Annotated in this window: 22 protein-coding genes; 19 read left to right on the forward strand and 3 right to left on the reverse strand. The window is 53.1% G+C overall.

The window, feature by feature from the left end; translation table 11 throughout:
- The first annotated feature begins 117 nt into the window (after nt 1–117).
- Nucleotides 118–1,302: an aminotransferase class I/II-fold pyridoxal phosphate-dependent enzyme gene (locus G5B47_RS11280; protein WP_165097917.1), complete on the forward strand. Its 1,185-nt coding sequence runs from the start codon at nt 118–120 to the stop codon at nt 1,300–1,302.
- 354 nt (nt 1,303–1,656) lie between these two features.
- Nucleotides 1,657–2,793 (forward strand): cyclic dehypoxanthinyl futalosine synthase, encoded by a 1,137-nt coding sequence (mqnC, locus tag G5B47_RS11285; protein ID WP_165097919.1) that lies wholly within the window; start codon nt 1,657–1,659, stop codon nt 2,791–2,793.
- A 178-nt stretch (nt 2,794–2,971) separates the two neighbouring features.
- Here mqnC and G5B47_RS11290 read toward each other — a convergent pair whose 3' ends face one another.
- Entirely contained in the window at nt 2,972–3,151 is a 180-nt protein-coding gene (locus G5B47_RS11290) for a transcriptional regulator (RefSeq protein ID WP_025334110.1), read from the reverse strand.
- A gap of 190 nt (nt 3,152–3,341) precedes the next feature.
- Between G5B47_RS11290 and G5B47_RS11295 the strand changes: the two genes are divergently transcribed.
- The 17 genes from G5B47_RS11295 (at nt 3,342) to G5B47_RS11375 (ending at nt 22,033) form a co-directional block, all read left to right on the forward strand.
- Nucleotides 3,342–4,184 carry an SPFH domain-containing protein gene (locus G5B47_RS11295; protein WP_165097921.1) on the forward strand — a complete coding sequence of 281 codons (843 nt, stop codon included), beginning with the start codon at nt 3,342–3,344 and terminating at the stop codon, nt 4,182–4,184.
- A 12-nt stretch (nt 4,185–4,196) separates the two neighbouring features.
- A complete protein-coding gene (locus tag G5B47_RS11300; RefSeq protein WP_038595688.1) occupies nt 4,197–4,373 on the forward strand; it encodes a hypothetical protein in 177 nt (58 codons plus the stop codon).
- A 490-nt stretch (nt 4,374–4,863) separates the two neighbouring features.
- Nucleotides 4,864–6,804 (forward strand): threonine--tRNA ligase, encoded by a 1,941-nt coding sequence (thrS, locus tag G5B47_RS11305; protein WP_165097923.1) that lies wholly within the window; start codon nt 4,864–4,866, stop codon nt 6,802–6,804.
- Between the two features lie 378 nt (nt 6,805–7,182).
- Nucleotides 7,183–7,701 (forward strand): 3D domain-containing protein, encoded by a 519-nt coding sequence (locus G5B47_RS11310; RefSeq protein ID WP_328804520.1) that lies wholly within the window; start codon nt 7,183–7,185, stop codon nt 7,699–7,701.
- Between the two features lie 151 nt (nt 7,702–7,852).
- Complete coding sequence (locus G5B47_RS11315; protein ID WP_165097926.1) at nt 7,853–7,999, forward strand: hypothetical protein; 147 nt, start codon at nt 7,853–7,855, stop codon at nt 7,997–7,999.
- Between the two features lie 242 nt (nt 8,000–8,241).
- Nucleotides 8,242–9,366 (forward strand): cell wall-active antibiotics response protein LiaF, encoded by a 1,125-nt coding sequence (gene liaF, locus G5B47_RS11320; protein WP_165097929.1) that lies wholly within the window; start codon nt 8,242–8,244, stop codon nt 9,364–9,366.
- Between the two features lie 3 nt (nt 9,367–9,369).
- Nucleotides 9,370–10,464, forward strand: a complete 1,095-nt coding sequence (locus G5B47_RS11325) for a HAMP domain-containing sensor histidine kinase (protein ID WP_165097931.1) — start codon at nt 9,370–9,372, stop codon at nt 10,462–10,464.
- On the forward strand, nt 10,461–11,117 hold the full coding sequence (locus G5B47_RS11330; RefSeq protein WP_165097934.1) for a response regulator: 657 nt from the start codon (nt 10,461–10,463) through the stop codon (nt 11,115–11,117). The genes G5B47_RS11325 and G5B47_RS11330 overlap by 4 nt, the downstream gene beginning before the upstream one ends.
- A gap of 277 nt (nt 11,118–11,394) precedes the next feature.
- A complete protein-coding gene (locus G5B47_RS11335; RefSeq protein ID WP_165097937.1) occupies nt 11,395–13,017 on the forward strand; it encodes a S1C family serine protease in 1,623 nt (540 codons plus the stop codon).
- Between the two features lie 114 nt (nt 13,018–13,131).
- Entirely contained in the window at nt 13,132–13,821 is a 690-nt protein-coding gene (locus G5B47_RS11340; protein WP_165097939.1) for a response regulator transcription factor, read from the forward strand.
- 1 nt (nt 13,822) lies between these two features.
- On the forward strand, nt 13,823–15,244 hold the full coding sequence (locus G5B47_RS11345) for a sensor histidine kinase (RefSeq protein ID WP_165097941.1): 1,422 nt from the start codon (nt 13,823–13,825) through the stop codon (nt 15,242–15,244).
- 58 nt (nt 15,245–15,302) lie between these two features.
- Nucleotides 15,303–16,262, forward strand: a complete 960-nt coding sequence (locus G5B47_RS11350; RefSeq protein WP_165097944.1) for a 4-hydroxy-3-methylbut-2-enyl diphosphate reductase — start codon at nt 15,303–15,305, stop codon at nt 16,260–16,262.
- 216 nt (nt 16,263–16,478) lie between these two features.
- Complete coding sequence (aroF, locus tag G5B47_RS11355; protein ID WP_165097947.1) at nt 16,479–17,522, forward strand: 3-deoxy-7-phosphoheptulonate synthase; 1,044 nt, start codon at nt 16,479–16,481, stop codon at nt 17,520–17,522.
- A 350-nt stretch (nt 17,523–17,872) separates the two neighbouring features.
- Nucleotides 17,873–19,297, forward strand: a complete 1,425-nt coding sequence (gene glnA / locus G5B47_RS11360) for a type I glutamate--ammonia ligase (RefSeq protein ID WP_165097950.1) — start codon at nt 17,873–17,875, stop codon at nt 19,295–19,297.
- 627 nt (nt 19,298–19,924) lie between these two features.
- Nucleotides 19,925–21,016: a 3-phosphoserine/phosphohydroxythreonine transaminase gene (serC, locus tag G5B47_RS11365; RefSeq protein WP_328804521.1), complete on the forward strand. Its 1,092-nt coding sequence runs from the start codon at nt 19,925–19,927 to the stop codon at nt 21,014–21,016.
- A 177-nt stretch (nt 21,017–21,193) separates the two neighbouring features.
- Nucleotides 21,194–21,658: a tRNA (uridine(34)/cytosine(34)/5-carboxymethylaminomethyluridine(34)-2'-O)-methyltransferase TrmL gene (gene trmL / locus G5B47_RS11370; protein ID WP_165097956.1), complete on the forward strand. Its 465-nt coding sequence runs from the start codon at nt 21,194–21,196 to the stop codon at nt 21,656–21,658.
- A gap of 120 nt (nt 21,659–21,778) precedes the next feature.
- Nucleotides 21,779–22,033: an AbrB/MazE/SpoVT family DNA-binding domain-containing protein gene (locus tag G5B47_RS11375; RefSeq protein ID WP_124694710.1), complete on the forward strand. Its 255-nt coding sequence runs from the start codon at nt 21,779–21,781 to the stop codon at nt 22,031–22,033.
- Nucleotides 22,034–22,431: 398 nt separating this feature from the next.
- Here the strand turns inward: G5B47_RS11375 and G5B47_RS11380 are convergent, their stop codons facing one another.
- Nucleotides 22,432–23,499 carry a phosphodiester glycosidase family protein gene (locus G5B47_RS11380; RefSeq protein WP_165097959.1) on the reverse strand — a complete coding sequence of 356 codons (1,068 nt, stop codon included), beginning with the start codon at nt 23,497–23,499 and terminating at the stop codon, nt 22,432–22,434.
- Complete coding sequence (locus G5B47_RS11385) at nt 23,496–23,903, reverse strand: hypothetical protein (RefSeq protein WP_165097961.1); 408 nt, start codon at nt 23,901–23,903, stop codon at nt 23,496–23,498. Before G5B47_RS11385 ends, G5B47_RS11380 begins: the two co-directional genes overlap by 4 nt.
- Nucleotides 23,904–24,049: the final 146 nt, after the last annotated feature.

The raw sequence follows: 24,049 nt of genomic DNA on the forward strand, positions 1-24,049 counted from the left end.
GCTTAACTTTGAAGGCCGGGATGTTGCCGGCAACAGATCCGCAGATATAACGGAAGCCGAAAGGCTCCGTCAGCAAATAGGGAGGCAAATCCCGCACTAACTTTCTGGAGGTAAATCATGAACGACAAACTCAGGATTGAAAGCAGGCTGGCCCAAATCGGCTCTCAGGAGGACCCGGCGACGGGCGCAGTGAATTACCCGATCTACCAATCGACCGCATTCCGTCATCCCCGGCTGGGACAAAGCACAGGCTTTGATTACATTCGCACCAAAAACCCTACCCGTTCCGTGCTGGAGCGCGCGGCAGCCGAGCTGGAATCCGGTGACGCGGGCTTTGCCTGCAGCTCCGGGATGGCCGCGCTGCAGACCATTTTCGCCCTGTTCGCGCAGGGGGATCACCTGATCGTTTCGCTGGACTTGTACGGCGGCACTTACCGGATGCTGGAGCGGATTATGTCCAAGTTCGGCGTCACCGCTTCCTATGTGGATACGAACGATCTTGACGCTCTGGAATCGGCCCGCAGAGAGAACACGAAGGCTGTCTTTATTGAGACACCGACCAATCCGCTGATGATGATCACCGATATTCAGGCCGTGTGTACGTGGGCCCGCCGTCACGACATGCTTACGATCGTGGATAATACGCTGCTGACGCCGTATTTCCAGCGGCCGCTGGAGCTGGGCGCCGACATCATCATCCACAGCGCGACCAAATATTTGGGCGGGCATAACGACGTGCTGGCAGGCCTGATTGTGACGAAGGGCAAGGAACTGTCCGAAGAGATGGCGATACTCCATAATTCAATCGGAGCCGTCCTGAGTCCAAGCGACAGCTATCAGCTGATGAGGGGCATGAAGACGCTGGCGCTGCGCATGGAACGCCATGAGAGCAACTCGCTGACGATTGCCCAGCATCTGCAGGGGCATCCGGCGATTGCGGAGGTCTTCCATCCGGGCCTTACGGGTCATCCCGGATTTGACATTCAGCAGCGGCAGTCTAGCGGCAACACCGGCATTTTCTCCTTCAAGGTGAAGGATGCAAAATATGTGGAGCCCCTCCTGCGCCATGTCAAGCTGATCGCGTTCGCGGAAAGCCTTGGCGGCGTCGAGTCACTGATGACCTACCCGGCGGTGCAGACCCATGCCGACATCCCGGTCGAAATCCGCGATGCGGTCGGCGTCGACGACCGGCTGCTGCGTTTCTCGGTCGGCATCGAGCATGTCGACGATCTGATCGCCGACCTGAATCAGGCGCTGGAGGCCGCGCGGGCAGAGCTTGAAGCGAATAACGTCCAAGCTTAGGAGGTTGATATAAGAAAGGCGGATTTGCCGAAGTTGCCAGGGGGCATGCCCCCTTTAGTGCTGGCAAGCAATAAGAGAACGGAGAGACATGAATAGAGACGGCGCCGCCCCAGGGAGGCGGGCCGTCTTTTTTGTTTGATTGATGAAACTTTTTCACGAATCCCCTCGAAATTTCCAACAATAATGCGAATTATGAGCGTATTTTATCGTTTTTTTTGCAGCTAACAGGGTATGAAAAGAAAAAAGACGTTTTTCAAGCACAGCGGATTATGTTACGATGAATGAACGAATATATTCCTTTGTCATATAAATTTTATGGATTGATTAGGATGGTTGTAAAAGGAGGCTGCGACAATGGGTACGATTGATCGCATTTTGGATAAAGCGCTCCAGGGTGAACGCCTTGGGCTTGAAGATACGGTAAGACTGTTTGAGAGCAACGAAATCGAGAAAATGGGCGCCGCGGCGGATGTGATTATGAAAAGATGGCACCCCGAGCCGATCACGACGTTCGTTATTGGCCGCAACATTAACTATACGAATATATGCGATGTGTACTGCCGTTTTTGCGCATTCTACCGCAGACCCGGTTCGGATGAGGGCTATGTTCTGCCGGATGAGACGATTTTCGAGAAAATCAGGGAGACCCAGGCCGTCGACGGAACCGAGATTCTGATGCAGGGCGGCACGAATCCCGATCTGCCGTTTGATTATTATACGAACCTGCTGCGGAACATCAAGGAACGTTTCCCCGGCATCACGATGCATTCCTTCTCCCCTGCGGAAATCATGAAAATGAAGGAGCTATCGGGATTGTCTCTGGAAGAGACGCTTCGCCAGATTCATGCAGCCGGTCTGGACTCGCTTCCAGGAGGCGGCGCGGAAATTCTGGACGACCGCACGCGGCGCAAGATCAGCCGGCTCAAGGGCTCGTGGCATGACTGGATGGACGTGATGCGGACGGCGCACCGGATCGGTATGAATACGACGGCGACGATGGTCATCGGTCTAGGCGAGAGCATGGAGGAACGCGCGCTGCATCTTCTCCGGGTGCGTGAAGCCCAGGACGAGTGTATTGGGCATAATTACAACACGGAAGGGTTCCTCGCCTTTATCTCCTGGACGTTCCAGCCGGATAATACCAACCTGAAGCTGGAAAGACAGACGCCCGAGGAATACCTCAAGACCGTTGCGATCAGCCGGCTTGTGCTGGACAACATCAAGAATTTCCAATCCTCCTGGGTCACAATGGGACCGGAGGTAGGCAAGCTGTCGCTGCAGTACGGCTGCAACGATTTCGGCAGCACGATGATCGAGGAGAATGTCGTGTCTTCCGCGGGTGCCACATACAAGGTCAACATCGAATCGATTCTGCAAATTATCCGCGAGGCGGGCAAAATACCGGCGCAGCGCAACACGCAGTACGATATTCTGAGAGTGTTCGACGACGTTTCTTCAGGAGTACGGCGTGATTTTGTAATGCAGAATTAAATAGGGCAAGCTTAAGAGCCCGAGGCCGCTAAGGCTTCGGGCTCTTTATGCTGCGCGCGAAAGCTGGAGCCGGGTAAGGCGTGAAGGCTCCGGCGCATCAGCCGGACAGGGCAGCTTTCGTTCATGAGCCGCAAAGGCTGACTTATCCGGTCCGATAGGACTGTATCTGAACTGGAGTCTATTCGGCGGCTTCCCATTTGCAGCGGATGGGGGAGACGATCGCTTTTTCCTTTTTAAGCTCGTTGAATGCCTTGTCAATCTCCTTACGGTCCAGACCGGACAGCTTCTCTACCTCGCCTGCGCTTACCGGCTTGCCTGCAGATTTAATTGTTTCCAGCACCTGCTCCTTAACGCTCATTCTTCATTCACCTCCCCGTTTGTAGTCGCTTAATCCACAGCTTGTCTATCAAATTTATAGTAATGGAAAAACCGGCTGCACATCTGTGACCTTTTTCTGAAGTGCGATACGCCTGAAAATATAGATTTACAACAATATCCAAAAGTGATATCATATAAATATCAAATACATATCCTTTTGGAGGTGCCTCATGAAAGAGAAAATACTTCAGCCCGTCAGCGGTTTCTGGATTATTGCTTTAATCGTTGTTTTTGCGGCCGGGGGAGTTTATGGTGCCAATCAGGGCTACGATGCTGCGGCTGCCATTTTGTTTGTGCTGGCGGCGGTTCTGATGACAAGTATCACGGTAGTTCAGCCCAACAAGTCAGTCGTGGTCACTTTCTTCGGCCAATACGTCGGGACGATTTCGGAAAGCGGCCTGTGGGCCGTCATTCCGTTTAGCGTGCGCAAGACCGTCTCCCTGAGGGTCCGCAATTTCAACAGCGTCAAGCTGAAGGTCAACGATGTCGAGGGCAATCCGATCGAAATCGCAGCCGTTGTCGTGTTCAAGGTCATCAACTCGGCCAAAGCGCTCTTCGATGTGGACAAATACATGGAATTTGTTGAAATCCAGAGTGAGACTGCGCTGCGTCACGTAGCCAGCAAGTATCCGTACGACAGCTTCAGCGGAACCGGTATGTCCCTGCGAGCCAACGCCGACGAAATTGCGAAGGAATTGGCCGGCGAGCTCCAGGACCGGCTGTCTCTGTCCGGGGTTGAAGTGCTGGAGGCTCGCCTGACGCATCTGGCCTATTCCACCGAAATCGCAAGCACTATGCTTCAGCGTCAGCAGGCGTCCGCCGTTTTGTCGGCCCGGCAGATTATTGTAGAAGGCGCGGTCGGCATGGTGGATATGGCGATCAAGCAGCTGAAGGAGAGCGGCGTGGTGGAGCTGGACGAAGAACGGAAGGCCGCGATGATCAACAATCTGATGGTGGCCATCGTGTCCGAGCGCGGAGCGAGTCCGGTCATCAACGCCGGCTCGCTGTATTAAGGCGGTCCAATCATGGCGGCCAAGAAGAACTTTCCGCTGCGGATCGATCCCGCGCTGTACGAAGCGCTGGAGCGCTGGGCGGGGGAGGAGTTCCGCAGTGTGAACGGGCATATCGAGTTTTTGCTGCGGGAAAGCCTGAGACGCGCCGGCCGCTTGCCGGATCGAAAGACAGGCGAAGATCGGCCCTGAACGGCTCTTGGGCGTTCAATGCTTGAGCTTACAGGGTTGACGAAAGCGGCCGCCGGAATTATAATTACACATTATTCACGCGAACAGCATTGACAAAGACATGAATCGACTTTCTGGACCGTACAGAGAGAGGAAACACCTGGGCTGTAATTTCCTCCGGAATCCGGTATTCGGTTTACCCCTTTGTAGCTGCGGTTATGAACTTTCCGCGCTGGACGGATTCTTGATCCGTTAAGCACCGGAAACAGTAAGAACCGCCGGTTCATGGCCGTTATTCCCATGCTGAACAAGGATTCTGCCGTCGCCCGTTCTTTTTTGAAGTCCGGGGATATGAAGCAGAATTGAATTTGGGTGGAACCACGGGTATAACACTCGTCCCTGCGCGGGACGGGTGTTTTTTGTATGCGTGGATATGTCCGTTCCGCAAGACCGGAATGCGGCTGACGGCCGCTGGTATTAGTTTACTTGACTACCCGAGGAGGAAATGACAATGGCAGTAAGCATCAAATTGCCGGACGGCTCGGTCCGGGAATACGCAGAAGGCAGCAGCATCGAAGATGTAGCGTCTTCCATCAGCAGCGGGCTGCGCAAGAACGCCGCCGCCGGCAAGCTGAACGGGGTAATCGTCGATTTGTCCGCCAAGCTTGGCGACGGAGATCTGGTGGAGATCGTAACGCTGGATTCCCCGGATGGGCTGGAGGTTATGCGGCACAGTACCGCCCATTTGATGGCGCAGGCTGTCAAGCGCCTGTTCGGCGCCAAAGAGGTGAAGCTCGGCGTAGGACCGACGATTGAGGACGGATTCTACTATGACATGGATCTGGAGTATCCGCTGAATCCGGAGGACCTGCAGAAGATCGAGAAGGAAATGGAGCGCATCGTATCGGAGAATCTGCCGATTGTCCGCAAGGAAGTCAGCCGCAAGGAAGCGCTGGACCTGTTCGGGGAGCTTGGCGATCCGTACAAAATCGAGCTTATCGAGGCGCTGCCCGAGGACAGCGTGATCACTATATATGAGCAGGGCGAATTTTTCGATCTGTGCCGCGGGCCGCATCTCCCTTCGACCGGGAAAATCAAAGTGTTCAAGCTGATGAACGTGGCGGGAGCGTACTGGCGCGGAGACGCCAAGAACAAAATGCTGCAGCGCGTTTACGGCACCGCCTGGGTCAAGAAGGCGCAGCTTGACGAGTATCTCCGGCTGCTCGAGGAAGCGAAGAAGCGCGACCACCGTAAGCTCGGCAAGGAACTGGAAATTTTCACATTCAATCAGCTGGTCGGCCAGGGACTGCCGATCTGGCTGCCGAAGGGCGCCAAGCTGCGCAGCATTCTGGAACGCTATATCGTCGATCTTGAAGCGAGCCTTGGTTACCAGCATGTCTATACTCCGGTGCTCGGCAATGTCGATCTCTATAAGACCTCCGGCCACTGGGAGCATTATCAGGAAGACATGTTCCCGAAGATGACCATCGACACCGAGGAATTCGTGCTGCGTCCGATGAACTGTCCGCATCATATGATGGTGTACAAGAGCAGCATGCACAGCTACCGCGATCTGCCGATCCGGATTGCCGAGCTCGGCATCCAGCACCGCTACGAAATGTCCGGCGCGCTGACCGGCCTGCACCGCGTCCGCTCCATGACCTTGAACGATTCGCATATTTTCTGCCGCCTGGATCAGATTAAGGGTGAATTTAAACGGGTGCTTGAACTGGTCAAGCAGGTGTACAGCGACTTTGGCATCAACGATTACCGCTTCCGCCTATCGTATCGTGATCCGGCCGATACCGAGAAATACTACCAGAACGACGAGATGTGGGAGACCGCACAGCGCATGCTGCGCGAGGTAGTAGAGGAAGCGGGGCTGCCATTCTACGAAGCGGAGGGAGAAGCTGCGTTCTACGGACCGAAGCTGGACGTTCAGATCAAAACGGCGCTCGGCAAGGAAGAGACCCTGTCGACTGTACAGATCGACTTCCTGCTTCCGGAACGCTTTGAGCTGGAATATGTCGGCGACGACGGCCAGAAGCACCGTCCGGTCGTGCTGCACCGAGGCATCCTGGGAACAATGGAACGTTTCGTTGCCTTCCTGCTGGAGAACTTTGCCGGCTCGCTGCCGCTCTGGCTTTCTCCGCAGCAGGTGAAGGTTATTCCGGTGTCCAGCGCTTTTGACGACTATGCGAACGAAGTTGTCGACAAGCTGCGCCTTCGCGGCCTGAGAGCCGAGGCCGACCTTCGCAACGAGAAGCTGGGCTACAAGATCCGCGAAGCCCAGCTGGAGAAGCTGCCGTATATGTTCATCGTCGGCGAGAACGAGAAGAATGGCGGGTCCGTCTCCGTCCGCAAACGCGGCGAAGGCGATATCGGGGCGAAGCCGCTTGACGAGGTGATCAATAGCCTCTCTGCCGAAGTTTCGAACAAGTCCATTTTCTAAAATAAATTAATTTGCTGCTTAAGACCTCTGCCAACACTCCGTGGGACGGTATATCCGGCTCATGTATAAAATTTTGGGAATCGGGAAACCTTCGCTAATAAGGGGGAGGATTTCATGATGAACAAAATGGGTGTTTGGCAGAGGTCTTGGTGTATATTGGTTACATTTGCATTTTTGTTGGCGCTGTCCTTGATATATACGAAAGCGGGCCGCGAGGCCGACCGGGAACTTCGGTTTCCTCCGGTTCAGTTGAAGGCGTCCGCGCCGAACCTAGAGGCCGGTTCCTCGGCGCTTGCCTATGAGGGCGGCGGACACCGGCCCAGAATCAGGCTGATCCGTGCAACGGTATTTCCGCATCAATCGACGGAGAGTGACGCGGTGTTCGAGCCGTCCGAGGCAGTAATAACCCGGGCCCAAGCGCCGAAGCCTGGGAATAAATCTTCCATACCCGTTGCCGCTCCGGCACCGGATCAGATCATCCGCACGCTCAAGGTAACGGCGACGGGCTATACCGCGGGATTTGAATCGACCGGCAAGCGCCCGAACCATCCGGAATACGGAATTACCTATTCCGGCGTCAAGGTTCGGCGGGACAAGAACGCCATATCAACCATTGCCGCCGATCCGAAGGTGCTGCCGCTGGGAAGCATTTTGTATGTGCCGGGATACGGCTATGCGGTGGTCGCGGACACCGGGTCGGCGATCAAGGGCCATAAGGTAGATCTGTATTTTGCAACGACTAGGCAGGTTTACAAGGAATGGGGCAAACGAACGGTCGAGGTTCAACTGATCAAACACGGCAGCGGCAAATGTACGGAAGCGATGCTCAAAAATATCGGAAGAGCCATCCGGGCCTACGACACCGTGCCTCAGGAAATGCTTAAGGAATTAATCTAAAGGGAAAGTCATGAACTTAATTTCACATTCGGTTTGAATAATCGGCCGCCTGCCTAGCCATAATACGGACTGGGGCACAGCAGTTAGCCTCTATTCGTCCCCTGTGCGACGCTTCCATGCACGCGCGAGGGAGCAAAGGGAGGTGACCAACGTGGCTAAAAAACCGAAGGTTCAAGAAAACTACAAGACACCAAACGAAAAATTCAACGCTGAGTTCGCTGCCGAGAACAACGTAGCGTCGAACGTAGCATCGAAGCAAGGCGGCATCGCCAAACCGGTCCAAAAACCGCAGGTGTAACCGTCAAATAAGTTAATAAAGTGTCGGCTGCAGGCCGAGCGATGTCCCGTCTTCTTTTGGAGGCGGGGCATTTTATTGCGGGGACATTGGGTATTTTCGTATTTTAGGGTCAAAAACTTCCACTCTCTCCGTCCGCAGACCGATAAGGTTTTCATTCCGCCGCCGCTGTTATCCGGTCGAAGCCTGTTGTAAACTTAGTCCATAAGGAAAAGTGTTAGACTAAGCTAAAGGGGAAATGACAGATGAGAAGACGAATAGCCAGTCAGGTATTCGGCGGTCTAATTCTAATCGGAATCGGCGTGCTGTTTCTGCTCAGGCAGATGGGATATACAGATATTGATATCGGCTACCTGTTCTCCAATTTCTGGCCGGTAATTCTGATTATTATAGGCTTTCAGCGGCTGCTGGGGGGAGGACGAAACGGCAGGGGATTTGCTTCTGTCGGAGCCCTGTTCCTTCTGGCCATGGGCGTTTATTTTCTGGGACGGAATCTTGAGTGGTTCGAATTTTCCCCCGGAGATTTCTTCACCATGATTATTCCGGTCGCGTTGATCGGAGGAGGGCTAATGGTCATCTTCAGACCGCACCGCTCCGAACCGCCGGTCCCACCGGTTCCGCCGCCGGCACCGCCGAGATTCTATCCCGAGGACAAGCGGGGGAGCGATGAACCGCCCCGGCCGCTGGGGTCGACATTGGACGAAGAATTCGAGCGGAAATTCGGCAGACCCGAGGAGAACCGCAGCTCCATCGGCATGCATGAGGCCACAGAAGGAATGAGCGATGAGGAGCGTGAACGGCGCCCGCATGAAGATATGGACCTGGATGGTGAGAAGCCTGCAGGCTGGGATGAGAATCGGGACCGTCATCAGCACAGACGCCAGGAGCGGGAGGAGCGCCACGAACGCAGGAGAGAAGAACGCTGGGATCGTCATGAGCGCAAGCATGGACATTATGCCGGGCATGAATGGACCCAGAGCAGCGACAAGGAAACGACGAACCGGTCTACTTTTATCGGTGATATCCATATGGGCCGGGAACATTTTCAGCTCAAAAACACAAATATATCCCAGTTTATCGGCGATACGGTGCTTGATCTGACCAATGCGCAAATCCCGTACGGCGAGACGAAGATCAATCTTTCGGCGTTTATCGGCGATCTCAAGGTCTACATTCCGGACGATATGGATCTCGGCATTTCCGTCAACAGCAGCTCGTTCATCGGGGACATGGAAGTGCTGGAGCAGTCGCGCAGCGGATTTATGAGCAGTGTGCAGTGCAAGACGCCATATTATAAGGAAGCCGGCAAAAAAATCCGTATCAATGTCAGCGCTTTTATCGGAGATATCAAGGTTAAGACGGTGGGTTGACCGATGGGGACGATTATTAAAAATACAAAATGGGTGCTGCTGCTCTATTTTCTGCTATGCGGAAGCGTAACGGCGGTGCTGATGTATGCCGGGAGCTGTCTGGGCTATATCAAAGTCGAAGATTACCGGATGTGGGTGTACCTGTGCCTTGGCATCGTGCTGTTTACCGGCGTTATTGGCTATATGGCCGTGCAGCGGATTCAGCGGCGGATCGATCATCTGGATCTCAATATGCTGAAGGTAGCCAAAGGCAATCTTTCCGTTCGGATGCCGGGGAGTGACGACCCTTCTTTTGCAAGAGTTTATCATGAGTTCAATCTTATGATGGATGCGGTTGAGAACAAAATGAAACTGCTTCAGCGTCTGGGTGAGCAGGAGGTTGTTGAGAAGGAGAAGGCGGCGGAGAGCGCGGTTCTTGAGGAACGGCGGCGGATGGCCCGGGATTTGCATGATACGGTGAGCCAGCAGCTCTTCGCCATCCACATGTCCGCTTCTTCGCTGCCGAAGGTGCTTGAGCGGAATGAAGAACATGGGCGAACGGTGATGGATCAGCTGATCACCATGTCGCAGATGGCGCAGAAGCAGATGCGGGCGCTGATTGCCCAGCTTCGGCCGGTGGAGCTGGAAGACCGGGACCTCTCCGAAGCGCTGGAGAAATGGTTCCCGGATTACTGCCGCCAGAACGGGCTGAAGGGAATGAAGGAGCTTGAACTTCAGGGCGGGCTGTCCGAGGCGATCGAGCATCAGCTGTTCCTGATTATCCAGGAAGCGATGGCCAATATTGTCAAGCATTCTGGAGCGCGGCTGGTGAGCCTGTCGCTGCGTGAGGGAGCGAGGCTCGTTGCGCTCAGCATCAGCGACGACGGGCAGGGTTTTGAGCTTGCCCACAGTAAGCAGGGCTCGTACGGATTGACAACGATGCGGGAGCGCGCCGAGAAGCTCGGCGGTCAGGTTGAAATCATCAGCCGCAAGGGGGCGGGAACGACGATCCGCGTACATATCCCTAAGTTTGTTCAGGGGAACGGCGGCCGGATACCAGGCGATGAAGCCGTAGCGGCAGGAAGAGAAGACGAGGATGAGGAGGCAATCGGCGAATGAACCGAATCAAAATATTGCTGGTGGATGACCACGACATGGTCCGGATGGGGCTCAAAACGTATCTGATGCTGGAGCCGATGTTCGATGTGATCGCCGAGGCGTCAAACGGACGGGAGGCGCTGGAGCTGCTGCGTTTGAGCGGCGAGGAAGGGCTTCCCGATCTGATTCTGATGGATCTCATGATGCCGGTGATGAACGGTGTCGAGACGACCCGGGCGGTACAGTCTGAGTTTCCGGGGATGAAGATTGTCATACTGACCAGCTTCCTCGAAGATGATCTCGTGGTTGACGCAATTGAGGCAGGAGCGGTCAGCTACGTGCTGAAGACGGTATCGGCTGAGGAGCTGATTTACGCGCTGCAAGGCGCATACCGCGGTATGCCGGTGATGACAGGCGATGTGTCCCAGGCACTGACGCGCGGCATCCGCCAGCGCACGGTGCAGGACGATACATCCGGGCTGACCGAACGGGAAAGAGAGGTTCTGCTGCTGATTGCCGAGGGCAAGAGCAACAAGGATATCGGCGAGGAGCTTCATATCAGCATCAAGACAGTCAAGACGCATGTCAGCAATTTGCTGATGAAATGCGAATTGGAGGACCGCACCCAGCTTGCCATCTATGCCCACCGCAAAGGATGGGTTACCCAGGGATAAGCGTCCGATCTGCCTTCTTGGAATGTTGAACCGCAATCTTAAAGTCTATTATAAGTCCTGTATATGGGACTTTTTTTAATGAGAGGGAAGTCTTTTAGCAAAAAAGCCCGGCGCTGAACGCAGACAGCGCCGGGCTTTTTTGCTGGGTTGATCCGGAAGGTTTTATCTTCGCTTAAATTGTTTTTAATGTCGGTTTAAGGTTTAAAGTACAAAATAAAACCAAGAAAGCAAAATGAATTCTTGTCCTTGAGGGACAGAGCGCGGGAGGGCAAAAACATTGGACGACAATAAAAACAGATTCAACGGCGAAGGCGATGGCCGTTTCGAAGGACAATCTCCGGATCGGGAACAAAACGGTAACGAGCAGTCTCCCGTATCAAATTCTTCCTATTATTATTCATACGGCCCTTTTAAATCTCTTAATCATAATGAGCGTAACAGTGACGGCGTAGAGCATTATAACCGGCGGGAGCCGGAAAGGGTGGAAATTACCCCTCCCCAGCCGGTCAAGCCGGTACCTTACCAGCTGCCGCGCCCTTCGGGTTACGGCGGCGGCTATGACGGCGGCAACGGTTCGGACGGAGGCAACGGATGGCAGTATAACCGTAAGGCGAAGAAGCCCTTCAAGACTGCGGTCCTGTCCTTCATTGCCGGTATGCTCGTGCTCTCCGGTTCCATGTTCATGGCCGACAGGGGGAACTGGTTTACGGGAGACCAGGCTTCAACGGCTTTAAGCTCGCAGGGCAAGGCGGCCAATGAGAGCGCCAACGTTACACCGACGACGGCAACGACAAAGTTTGTGACCGGATCGGAAGGCGTGTCAAGCGTAGTGGATGAAGCGGGTCCTGCAGTTGTCAAGATCGAGACGCTGGTCAAGACGGGTTCCCGGAGCCAAGGCAATCCGAACGCCAACGATCCGTTCTATCAATTCTTCTTCGGCGACCAGTTCGGCGGCAATTCTAACGGAGGCTCGCAGCGGAACAACGGAGGCAGCGGTTCCGGCTTGAATTCACAGTTGACGCCTTATGGCATCGGTACCGGATTTATTTACGACAAAGCCGGTTACATCCTGACCAACCAGCACGTAATCGATAATGCCGACGTCATTCAGGTAACCGTCGACGGCAACTCCAAGCCGTATGAAGCGAAGCTGCTCGGCTCCAGCAAGGACCTGGACCTGGCGGTGCTGAAGATTGAAGGCGACAATAATTTCCCAACCGTACCGCTTGGAGATTCGGACGCCAGCAAAGTCGGCTCCGAGGTCGTGGCGATTGGCAACCCGCAGGGATTCGACCATACGGTTACCGCAGGCGTACTGAGCGCGAAAGGCCGCAGCATCGATATTAATGAAGAGGACGGCAGCGGCACCCGCAATTACTCCAACCTGCTTCAGACAGACGCTTCCATTAACCCCGGCAATTCCGGCGGGCCGCTTCTTAACGCCGACGGCCAGGTTATCGGCATGAACGTTGCCGTCAGCACGGACTCACAAGGGATCGGCTTCGCGATTCCGGTGAATCGGATCAAGGAAGTGGTCAGCAAGCTGGAAGCTAACCAGGCTATCCCGAAAGATCCGGTTCCGTTTATCGGTGCCTCGCTGATGACAATTACGGATGAAGTGGCGAAGCAGATGGGAACTAATATCACTGAAGGCTCTGTTGTAGCCGAAATTATTTTCAAATCTCCTGCCTATGTTGCCGATCTTCGTCCATACGATATCATTACCGGCGTTGATGGAACGAAGTACGTAACCAGCCAGGAACTGATCGACTTCATCAAGAGCAAGAAGGTCGGTGACAAAATTACGCTGAACGTCGTCAGAGACGGCAAGAAGCTGGATCTGCCCTTAACGATCGGCAACAAGAACGACTTCAACACCACGCAGACCGGTCAGCAGTAACCGGTTAACTTAGGAAGCGGGAGGGGCTGCCCTTCCGCTTTTGCTGTATATGTGCGTACGGCTGCTTTCACTGCTACAATAGAGATAAAAAGAAATCGAACAAAGGGGCGGCTTATGCGACCGAATATTTTGATCATTGACGATGATGAAAAAATCATTTCCATGCTGCGAAGAGGGCTTGCTTTCGAGGGGTACGACGTAAAAACGGCTACCAACGGGGCGGACGGCCTGCGGGCCGTATTGAACGGTGATCCCGATGTCGTCGTTCTCGACGTCATGATGCCGCAGGTGGACGGCTTTGAGGTATGCCGTAGGCTCAGAGAGGGCGGCAGCACCGTTCCTGTGCTGATGCTTACGGCCAAGGACGAGGTGGAGCACCGGGTAAAAGGGCTGGATCTCGGAGCGGACGACTATCTCGTCAAGCCGTTTGCGCTGGAAGAACTGCTGGCGCGGGTAAGAGCGCTGCTTCGCCGCAAGAGCGAACAGAGCGGAGGCGCCGAACAGACCGTTGTCTATGAGGATCTGATGCTGGATGTCGACTCGCGGGAAGTGACCCGCGGGGGCAAGCGGCTGGAACTGACGGCAAAGGAATTCGAGCTGCTGCATCTGTTTATGCAAAATCCGAAACGGGTATTGTCCCGCGATCTTATTATGGATAAAATCTGGGGCTATGATTACAGCGGGGAATCCAATGTGCTGGAGGTGTACATCGCCATGCTTCGCCAGAAGACGGAGGAACACGGCGGCAAACGCCTGATTCAGACGATCCGTGGAGCCGGATATATCTTAAGAGGTGACAACTAAGATGTCGATCAAGCTGCGGCTGACCGCCTGGTATTCGGGAATATTGGCCGTAATGCTGCTGGCCTTTTCAGCCGCCATTTACGGTTTTTTCTATATAAATACTTACGGAGATATCAAAGATCGGCTGCGGAATCAGGCGAAGGGCGAATCGCTGGACGTTGTCTTTGACAACCGCCTGGAAGCCCAGAATTTATATGGTCAAATGTATTTCTACGACAGCGGCAAGCTTGTCCAGAGCCTGACTTTAACAAATATCAATCTGCGGTTCGATATTCCACCGAGGGAGAGCCTGAAGGGTGACGGGTTTAAGGATGCCTATTACAAAGGCTATCACTTTTTGATTTTTCAAAAGGCGATCAATGTTGAAGGCTATAATAAAAATCCAGCGGCCGTTATTCAGATGGCGGCCTATACCGGTGAACAGGATAAATTGCTCGAGCGGCTAAAGACGATTCTGATCGCCGGCTCCTTCGCCACATTGATCGCCGCCTTTACTTTCGGCCTGTTCCTGGCCCGCAAGGCGATGAGTCCGATCGGCAAGGTGATCGAAGCGGCCGAAGGCATTCAGACCGGCAACGACCTCAGCGTGCGGATCGAATACGACGGGCCGCCCGACGAAATCGGAAGGCTGATCCGCACGGTCAACAGCATGATCGGGCGTATGGAAGGATTTTACAAAAATCTCGAGCAATCTTACGCGGCCCAGCGACGATTCGTGTCGGACGCATCGCATGAGCTACGTACTCCGCTGACAACGATCCGGGGGAACATTGAGCTGCTTCAGAAGGTATGGGAACTTGAGCCTGGAGAAAAACCGGCGATGGATGAGGCGACGATTCGGCAGATGTCGGTGGAGTCGGTGCGCGATATCGCGGACGAGGCGAAGCGCATGAGCCGGCTTGTCGGCGATATGCTGTCTTTGGCCCGGGCCGACACCGGCCGAACCTTTGAGAAGGAGCCGGTTGCGCTGGAGCCGATGATGGTCGAGGTCGCCCGCCGTGCAGCCTTCCTTCCGCGGGAAGCGGAGTGGGTGGTAGGCGATTTGTCGGTGCTTAACGGTAAATATGTGCTGGGCAACAAGGATTATCTGCAGCAGATGCTGTTCATTTTCATTGACAATGCGTTCAAATATACGCCGTCCGGAGAGGTGAGCTTCGACGCAGTCGTTTATCAATCCCAGGTGGGCTTGCGGGTTAGAGATACAGGGATCGGCATGGAAAAAAACGAGGTGCCGTATATATTCGACCGTTTCTACCGGGCAGATGAATCCCGCGGCATTACCGAGGGCATCGGACTGGGGCTGTCCATCGCAAAATGGATCATCGATGAGCACGGCGGCTCGATCGAGGTCGTTACCCGGCAGGGCGAAGGCACAACGTTCATCATCTGGCTGCCCCTTCTCTTTGCCGCCCCTTTGGAATAGGGTATAATGAAACGGCTTGGATTAATACATTCAATGACGGCAGAAAGCTGGTGAAGCAATGGAAGTAATCAAAATATCTCCCCGGGGATACTGCTACGGTGTGGTCGATGCCATGGTTATGGCCCGTCAGGCGGCGAAAAATCTCGATCTTCCCCGGCCGGTTTATATACTCGGCATGATTGTCCATAACAGCCACGTCACCCAATCTTTTGAGGACGAGGGCATTATTACTCTGGATGGCAGCAATCGTCTGGATATTCTGGACCAGATCGACAGCGGCACCGTCATCTTCACCGCGCACGGCATTTCGCCGGAGGTTCGCAAGAAAGCGCAGGCCAAGGGGCTGACGACCGTAGACGCCACTTGCCCCGATGTCACGAAGACGCATAATCTCATCCAGGAGAAGGTTTCGGAAGGCTGCGAAATTATCTATATCGGCAAGAAGGGCCACCCCGAGCCGGAAGGCGCTGTGGGTATCGCTCCGGGGCATGTGCACCTGATCGAGAAGGAAGAGGAGATCGCTTCGCTCTCGCTCCCGGCGGGCTCCCGGATTGTCATCACCAATCAGACGACGATGAGCCAATGGGACATCAAGCATATTATGAAAAAGCTGTTGGAAACCTTCCCCGGCGCCGAGGTTCATAACGAGATCTGCCTGGCGACGCAGGTCCGGCAGGAAGCTGTGGCGGAGCAGGCCGGACAGGCTGACCTCGTCATCGTTGTGGGCGATCCGCGCAGCAACAACTCCAACCGGCTTGCCCAGGTATCCGAGGAGATCGCTGGCGTTCCGGCTCACCGGATTGCCGACGTTTCGGAGCTGAAGCAGGAGTGGCTGAAGGGCGTGTCGAAAGTTGCCGTCACTTCTGGCGCGTCGACACCGACGCCGATCACCAAGGAAGTCATAGCCTACCTGGAGCAGTATGATCATGAAAATCCCGATACCTGGGAAATCAAACGGACGGTCAATATGGCCAAGCTGCTGCCGCCGGTTAAGGCCAAGGCCGGGCAGTCCACGTGACAACCGGTTTAATAATGTGCGAGCGGTTAGCGCTCTGCTTTCTCAGCGGAAGCAGGGCGATATTATTTTTTTGAATAAAGGGTTGACGGATTTGATATTCTATCATAGAATTACTTTAGTGATTAAAAGCATAAAAGCTTAAAAGCGTCGTAGTAAAATAGCGCTGAACGAATAATCAACCATTATATAATAGAGGTTTGGAAAGGAAGGAATCAGATGATCGTTATTACATCCAATCAAACGCCGGAGGAACAAATCAACGAAATTATCGCAGTAATCGAGAAGGAGGGTCTGCAGGTGCATCTGTCCAAAGGATCGGACCGTACGGTTATCGGCCTGGTGGGCAGCGTGAACCCGAAGCTTGCGGAGCATCTTCGTCAAATGAAAGGTGTTGAGAATGTGGTCAAGATTTCCAAATCCTACAAGCTGGCGAGCAGAGATTTCCATCCGGATGATACGATCATCGAAGTTAAGGGCGTTAAGATCGGCGGAGAGCATCTGGCCATTATGGGCGGACCTTGCGCGGTAGAATCGCCGGAGCAGATCGACGAGATCGCAAAACTTGTTAAAGCGTCGGGAGCGCAGATTCTTCGCGGCGGAGCGTTTAAGCCCCGTACCGGTCCTTACAGCTTCCAGGGAATCGGTGTGGAAGGTCTGAAGATGATGGCTGAAGCAGGTGAGCGCCACGGACTGCTGACCATTACTGAAGTTATGACGCCGGAGTATGTTGATGTATGCGCGGAATACGCCGATATCCTCCAAGTGGGCACGCGGAATATGCAGAACTTTGACTTGCTGCGCAAGCTTGGCACCTGCGGCCGTCCCGTGCTGCTGAAACGCGGTTTCAGCGCGACCTACGACGAGTTCCTGAATGCGGCTGAGTACATTCTGGCCGGCGGCAACCGGGACGTTATGCTCTGCGAGCGCGGTATCCGCACGTTCGAGACCTACACCCGCAATACGCTGGATCTCTCGGCTATCCCGGTCCTTCAAGGATTGAGCCATCTGCCTGTCATTTCCGACCCGAGCCACGGTACGGGACGCCGCGAACTGGTAGAGCCTATGGCCAAAGCATCCGTAGCGGCCGGCGCCAACGGTCTGATTATCGAAATGCACACCGATCCGGACAACTCCATGACAGGTGACGGCGTTCAGTCTCTGTTCCCGGACCAGTTCGACAACCTGCTGCGTGATCTGGAGAAGCTGGCTCCGCTGGTTGGCAAGAAATTCTCCAGCCAAGTGGCCGTACCGGTCGTTTAAGGGAAATAAAGAACCCGGTCTGTACTCTGCATAAACAAGGCGCAGTTTGGGATGAGAATATTTAGTATAAATGTTAAATGACGGGTATAATGTTAGAGAAGCAGACAGCCTTTTCCCCTCGAAAAATGAGGCGGCGGAAGGGCTGTTTGCCGCGTTTTTCCATCTCCAAATGCCATCTGCGAAATAATTCACTAAAGCGTAAGAATATCTCACATTGGCTTAAAAAATACCTCACATAAGCATTGACGATGTCAGGTTTGAGTTTTATAATGACGACAGTTAAAATTAATACAAGAACATTTGCATAGTGGGTACGGCTTAATGTTCAAACTTGAGGAGGAAAAAATTTCATGTCGGTTGAAAAAGTGCTGCAAACGATTAAAGAGAACAACATTGAATGGGTAGATTTCCGCTTTGTTGATTTGGGTGGACGGGCCCATCATATTGCTTTGCCTGCTGCTGCTGTTGACGAGGAGACCTTTGTAAATGGTGTAGCTTTTGACGGTTCTTCCATCGCCGGTTTCCGCGGAATTGAAGAGTCTGACATGGTTATGATGCCGGATACAACTACTACATATGTTGATCCTTTCACTGCTCATCCTACGCTCAACATTATGTGTGACATTTTTACTCCTGACGGAGAGCGTTATGAGCGTGACCCGCGCGGTATCGCAGTTAAAGCGGAAGAATACCTGCAAAAGAGCGGCGTAGGAACCGCAGCATTCTTCGCACCTGAATCCGAGTTCTTCATTTTTGACGACGTTCGTTACGAGAGCGGAATGAACAGCTCTTCCTACTTCGTTGATTCGGAAGAAGCGGTCTGGAACTCGAACCGTAAGGAAGAAGGCGGCAACCTCGGCTTTAAAGTAGGCGTCAAAGGCGGTTATGTACCGGTTGCTCCGGTTGATACTCAACAAGATATCCGCAGCGAAATGTGTCGTCTGCTTGCCGAAGCTGGTCTTGTAATCGAGCGCCATCACCATGAAGTTGCTACAGCTGGACAAGCTGAGATCAACTTCCGCTTCGATACACTGAAGAAAACTGCCGATAACCTGTTGACTTACAAATACATCGTGCAAAACACTGCCCGTCAATACGGCAAAGTGGCAACTTTCATGCCAAAACCGATCTTTGGCGACAATGGTAGCGGCATGCACGTTCACCAATCGATCTTTAACGGCGACAGCCCGCTGTTCTATGAAAAAGGCGGATATGCTAATCTGAGCGAGATGGCTCTGAACTACATCGGCGGTATCCTGTATCATGCTCCGGCACTGATCGCTCTGACCAACCCGAGCACGAACTCCTTCAAACGTCTGGTTCCTGGCTACGAAGCTCCGGTTAACCTGGTATTCTCTAAAGGTAACCGTTCCGCAGCAGTTCGTATCCCGGTAGCTGCCGTAACACCTAAAGGTTGCCGCATCGAGTTCCGTACTCCGGATACCACGGCTAACCCTTACCTGGCCTTCTCCGCAATGCTGCTGGCTGGTCTGGACGGCATCAAGAAGAAGATCAACCCGGTTGAGCTTGGCTATGGCCCGCTCGACAAGAACATTTACGAACTGCCAAATGAAGAAAAAGCGAAAATCCGCAGCGTACCGGGCAGCCTGAACGAAGCGCTCGACGCTCTGGAAGCTGACTATGAGTTCCTGACAGAAGGCGGCGTCTTCACTAAAGACTTCATCGACAACTACATCGAACTGAAACGCGGCGAGGCTCAAGCGGTTGCCATTCGTGTTCATCCGCACGAATACACTCTGTACTTCGATGTATAAGATTTCTTAACTTTAATAAAAAAAAAGGAGCCCCGTTGGCCATGTTAATGGCTAGCGGGCTCCTTTTTATTTTGTCACAAAAGGTAACAGGGCTGTTGTTATAGGATATGAGGAAAGGGAATGTACGTATAGGCTGCAGCGCGCTGCTGGCCGAAATGACTCAAATATGGGCTTATAGCCCACAGCTTGTATGGGCGATCTGCTGACGGGCCGTGGAAACCCCTTAGGCGCCGCGGAAATACGAATGGGTAAGAAGTCCTTTCGTATGAAACGAAAGACTCTTACCTGGAAAAGTGGCGGCACTCAATAGTAGGGCGGGTTTCAGCTTGCTGCCGCAGGTCATTGGTCGTCATTCCATTCAGTTGATTTTTTAGGTCAAGAGTTGGATTTACTTATTGCCTTTCCCGGATTTTATGGTCAATGCGGTGCATTTATCAAGCCAATGGGAGGAGAAAGTCAATTGCATAATTAATCCGACAGAACCCGCATTCCCTATTTTTCGGCGGCAGCCGGAAAAAACAGCGATTTTTTACCTTATCATCCGTATTATTTGTGAATAATTATACTTGCTGCCATGTTAGATTATTGCTATCATTACGATATTGAAAGAAGAGAAAGGGTGGGAGTATTTTGAGCAAGAGAGCTTATAATTTCAACGCCGGTCCGGCGGCTTTACCTCTTGAGGTACTGGAGCGCGCACAGGCGGAATTCGTCGATTTCCGCGAAACCGGAATGTCGATCATGGAAATGTCGCACCGCGGAGCCGTTTACGAATCCGTTCACAACGAAGCGCAGGAACGTCTGCTTTCGCTTTTGGGCAATCCGTCGGGCTATAAAGTATTATTCATTCAAGGCGGCGCAACGACGCAGTTCGCCATGATTCCGTTGAATTTCCTCTCCGAAGGCAAAGTGGGAAGCTATGTCATGACGGGAAGCTGGGCTGACAAAGCGTTCAAGGAAGCCAAAATCGCCGGCGGAGCGCATGTTGCAGCTACCTCCGAAGACAAGAAATTCCTGGCGATCCCGGATCTTGGTTCGATTAAACCGGCCGACAATGCGGCTTACCTGCACATTACTTCCAATGAGACGATTGAAGGCACCCAGTACAGCGAGTTCCCGGATACCGGTTCGCTTCCGCTGATCGCGGATATGTCGAGCGATATCTTGAGCCGCGCGTTTGACGTTAACAAGTTCGGACTGATCTATGCCGGCGCGCAAAAAAATCTCGGACCTTCGGGCGTTACCGTTGTGATCGCGAAAGAAGAGCTCATTGCCGAATCTCCATCCAACATTCCGACTATTTTGCGTTACAGCACCCATTACAAGAACAACTCTCTTTACAACACGCCGCCATCCTACTCGATCTACATGGTGAACCAGGTTCTGAAATGGATCGAAGAGCAGGGCGGTCTGGCAGGCGTCGAAGCGAAGAACCGCGACAAGGCCGGATTGCTGTACAATACCATCGACGGCAGCGGCGGATTCTACCGCGGCGTAGCCGAGCTGGGCAGCCGGTCGATCATGAACGTGACGTTCCGCATGGAATCCGAAGAGCTGGAGAAGAAATTCATCAAGGCATCGGAGCAGGAAGGCTTCGTCGGTCTTAAAGGACACCGCAGCGTAGGAGGACTTCGCGCTTCCATTTATAACGCTGTTCCTTATGAGAGCATCAAGGCGCTGACCGATTTCATGAGCCACTTCCAGAAGACTAACGGCTAATTGATCATTGCAGCTTAAGCAGAAGACCTTCCGCCTCCGGTGGAGGGTCTTCTAAGCGAATAGGCTATTTTTTCAAGGTTCCCCCAAAGCAAAGGAAGTCTTGCCTCAGGGCAAACCTTTGCTCTTGGGGGTATTTCCTTCACTAAGACATTGTTCAGCGATAAGGAGACTAGCACTATGGCCCTTCACATTGTACTGGTAGAGCCGGAGATTCCGGCCAACACGGGGAACATTTCCCGCACCTGCGCGGCTACCGGCACCCATCTGCATTTGGTTCGTCCGCTCGGCTTTCGTACAGATGATGCTACCCTGAAGCGGGCCGGACTGGATTATTGGCACGCCGTTCACATTGAATATCACGATTCTTTTGGAGAAGTGCTGGAGAAGTACCCGGAAGGGCGTTTCTTTTATGCAACAACCAAGGCGGACAAGCGGTATACGGATTATACTTTTCGCGACGGCGATTTTTTTGTATTCGGTAAAGAAACGAAAGGTTTGCCTGACAGCATCCTGAGCGCCGGAAGAGAAACGACGATGCGCATGCCGATGACCGGAGATGTAAGATCGCTTAATTTGTCGAATTCGGCGGCCATTATCGTATACGAGGCCCTTCGGCAACTGAACTTTCCGGGGTTAACCTGAAGAAGTTACAGAAATTTATTTTTCATCAGCAGGATTCGACATTTTCACATCGAATAATTCAACGTAATGGAAATTTCATCATTTTGATTAATCAGTTGAATAGGAAAGGTGTGCTTTTAGATGAAGCCTGCTGGTGTAGTTCGCAAGGTGGATCAGCTTGGCAGAATTGTTCTGCCCAAATCCCTGCGTAAAAGGTATCAAATGAATGAAGGGGACCCTGTTGAGATTTTGGTTCAGGGCGACCATATTATTTTGGAACGTTATCGTCCAAAATGCGTATTTTGCGGTTCGATGGAAGAGGTCAGCGAATATAAGGAACGTTACATTTGCGGCCAATGCCTGAGTGAAATGACCCAACTGCAAAGACACGCTTAAGCAAAATAGAGGACCTTCCCGAAACGCTTCAAGCCGTAGCGTCTTCGCTCGGAAGCCGGGCGCTGCATTTATGCGGCGCTTTTTTCTTCAGCGGATACGTTCTCCTGCTTAAGTATAATAGCCTTCCCAGCCTTCCCTCACACAAAAAAAGCTCCCTCCATGAAACGGAGGAAGCTCGGCCTTTATAGGCCCTTAGTCTTGTCGTCATTATACGAGGCAGTTAGAATCCCGGTCAGAAACAGCAGAAATACGAGTAAGACAATCCAAAAGGTCAAGGAGAACGACATTCGGGCACCTCCAAAATGGAAATGTTGTTGTCATTACTCTCATTATAACCGGCCTTTAAATAAAAATAAATGTTATGGTGATATGCCGCATAGACATTATTGATGAAGCTTTTATTTGAAAAATAGAAAGCTTGTCGGCACCGGCCGCAAAGCCCCGTCCGAAGGCCTGTTCACAACCCGCCCGTTAAAGACGAGCGACGAAGACCCCCCGCCATCCAGATTATAGGCATCGCTTACGCCCATATTGAACAGCTTGTCCTGAAGCTCCTCCAGCGTAGCTCCCGAGCTGCCGTTCTCATTGTCTCCCTCGGTTACAATAATCAGCAGCTGATCGTCTTTGTATTTGCCGATTGCGGTACGCGGCGCCCGCCTCGGGGAAACTTCCCATTTCGCGGGTATCTCCGTTTTGTAACCGCTCTGCAGCAGCACCGGCACAAAGGAAGCGCCAAAGGCCGGCTTCAGCTTGTCGAGCTGCTCCCGGCTGTAGAACTTCCCGCCGATCAGCCGCCCGTCCTTGTTCAGTCCAACGAAGCTTAAATCCTTATAGCTCGGTTCAAAGCCCGTTAAATACCGGCCGCCCACGATTGTGGTGCTGAGCGGGTATCTCTTGCCGTCCTGATCGGCAAAGCCCCCCGCGTTGATGCCGGCGACGGCTCCGTACCTACTGGCCGCCTGGAGCGTCGTTTCCGAGCTGCCGGGGCCTCCCTTGCCGAGACTCATCGTCATCGCGTTCTTGTCCTTGAGCTTGATCTTCATCGCATAGCCCGTATAAGTCCCGGGATTGACCCGGTATAACTCTATCGCAATCCGGCTGCTGGTGATCGTTTCGTACGGGAAGCCGAGCTTGGCCGTAATCCGCCGGTTGTATATCACCCCCGGACGGCCCGCCTGTGTCTTGGCCTTAACCACAATCGAGTTCATGGCAGTAGTCGTCTCCCTGTACAGCTTGGCGCTGGCGCTAACGGCGCGCATGGTATAATCGGCGGTGCTCCGTGCCTGATCCAACTGATCCTTGATCCCGGCCGTTAACTGAACGGGACCCTCTGAAGGCGCAAACCGCTGCGTTTCCAAATTCAGCGTAAGCGAGGGCTTATAGAACGCCAGGCACACCAGCAGGCCGATGAATGGGGCGGTAACGAGCATGAAGAAACGGTTCACTCTTTTGACCGGCGTTATCATTTCAGCAGATCCATCTCTTTCTGTAACGCGTCCAGCTGCTTGCGGACTTCGCTCAGCTGGGTGTACAGCTTGTTGCTGTTGTCCGTCTTGGTGCTCGCGTTATCTTTGGTAAATGTAAGAAGTTCATTGAATGACTGCACTTTATCCTGTAAATCATTCACTTCTTCCGAAAGGACCGACAGTTTCTTCTCGTAATCCGCTTGCACCGCGGCCAATTGCTGACGGTTCTGAGCGGCAAGCTGCTCAAGCACCTGATCCTTCAAATGATTCGTATAGCTGTACACGGCAAAGCCGCCGGCGGCGATTACGATTAGCCAGAACAACAGAAACCATTTAACGGAGGAGCCGTTTCTTGTCGCGGCGCGTGAAGGATATGCATCCGGCGATTTCATTGACGGCTGCATGAATAAATCACCTCTAAACCTATTAATGAGACCTTATTCTACCAGAATTGCGCCTTTTTCGCAAAAAAGAATAGAGGAAGATTCAGGAAAAAAGTAATTGCATCCTTTGAAAGCAGTGCGTTACAATTTCACTAGAATATTCTATG

It is taken from the genome of Paenibacillus apii (assembly GCF_011043685.1).
Classification (GTDB): domain Bacteria; phylum Bacillota; class Bacilli; order Paenibacillales; family Paenibacillaceae; genus Paenibacillus_AQ; species Paenibacillus_AQ sabinae.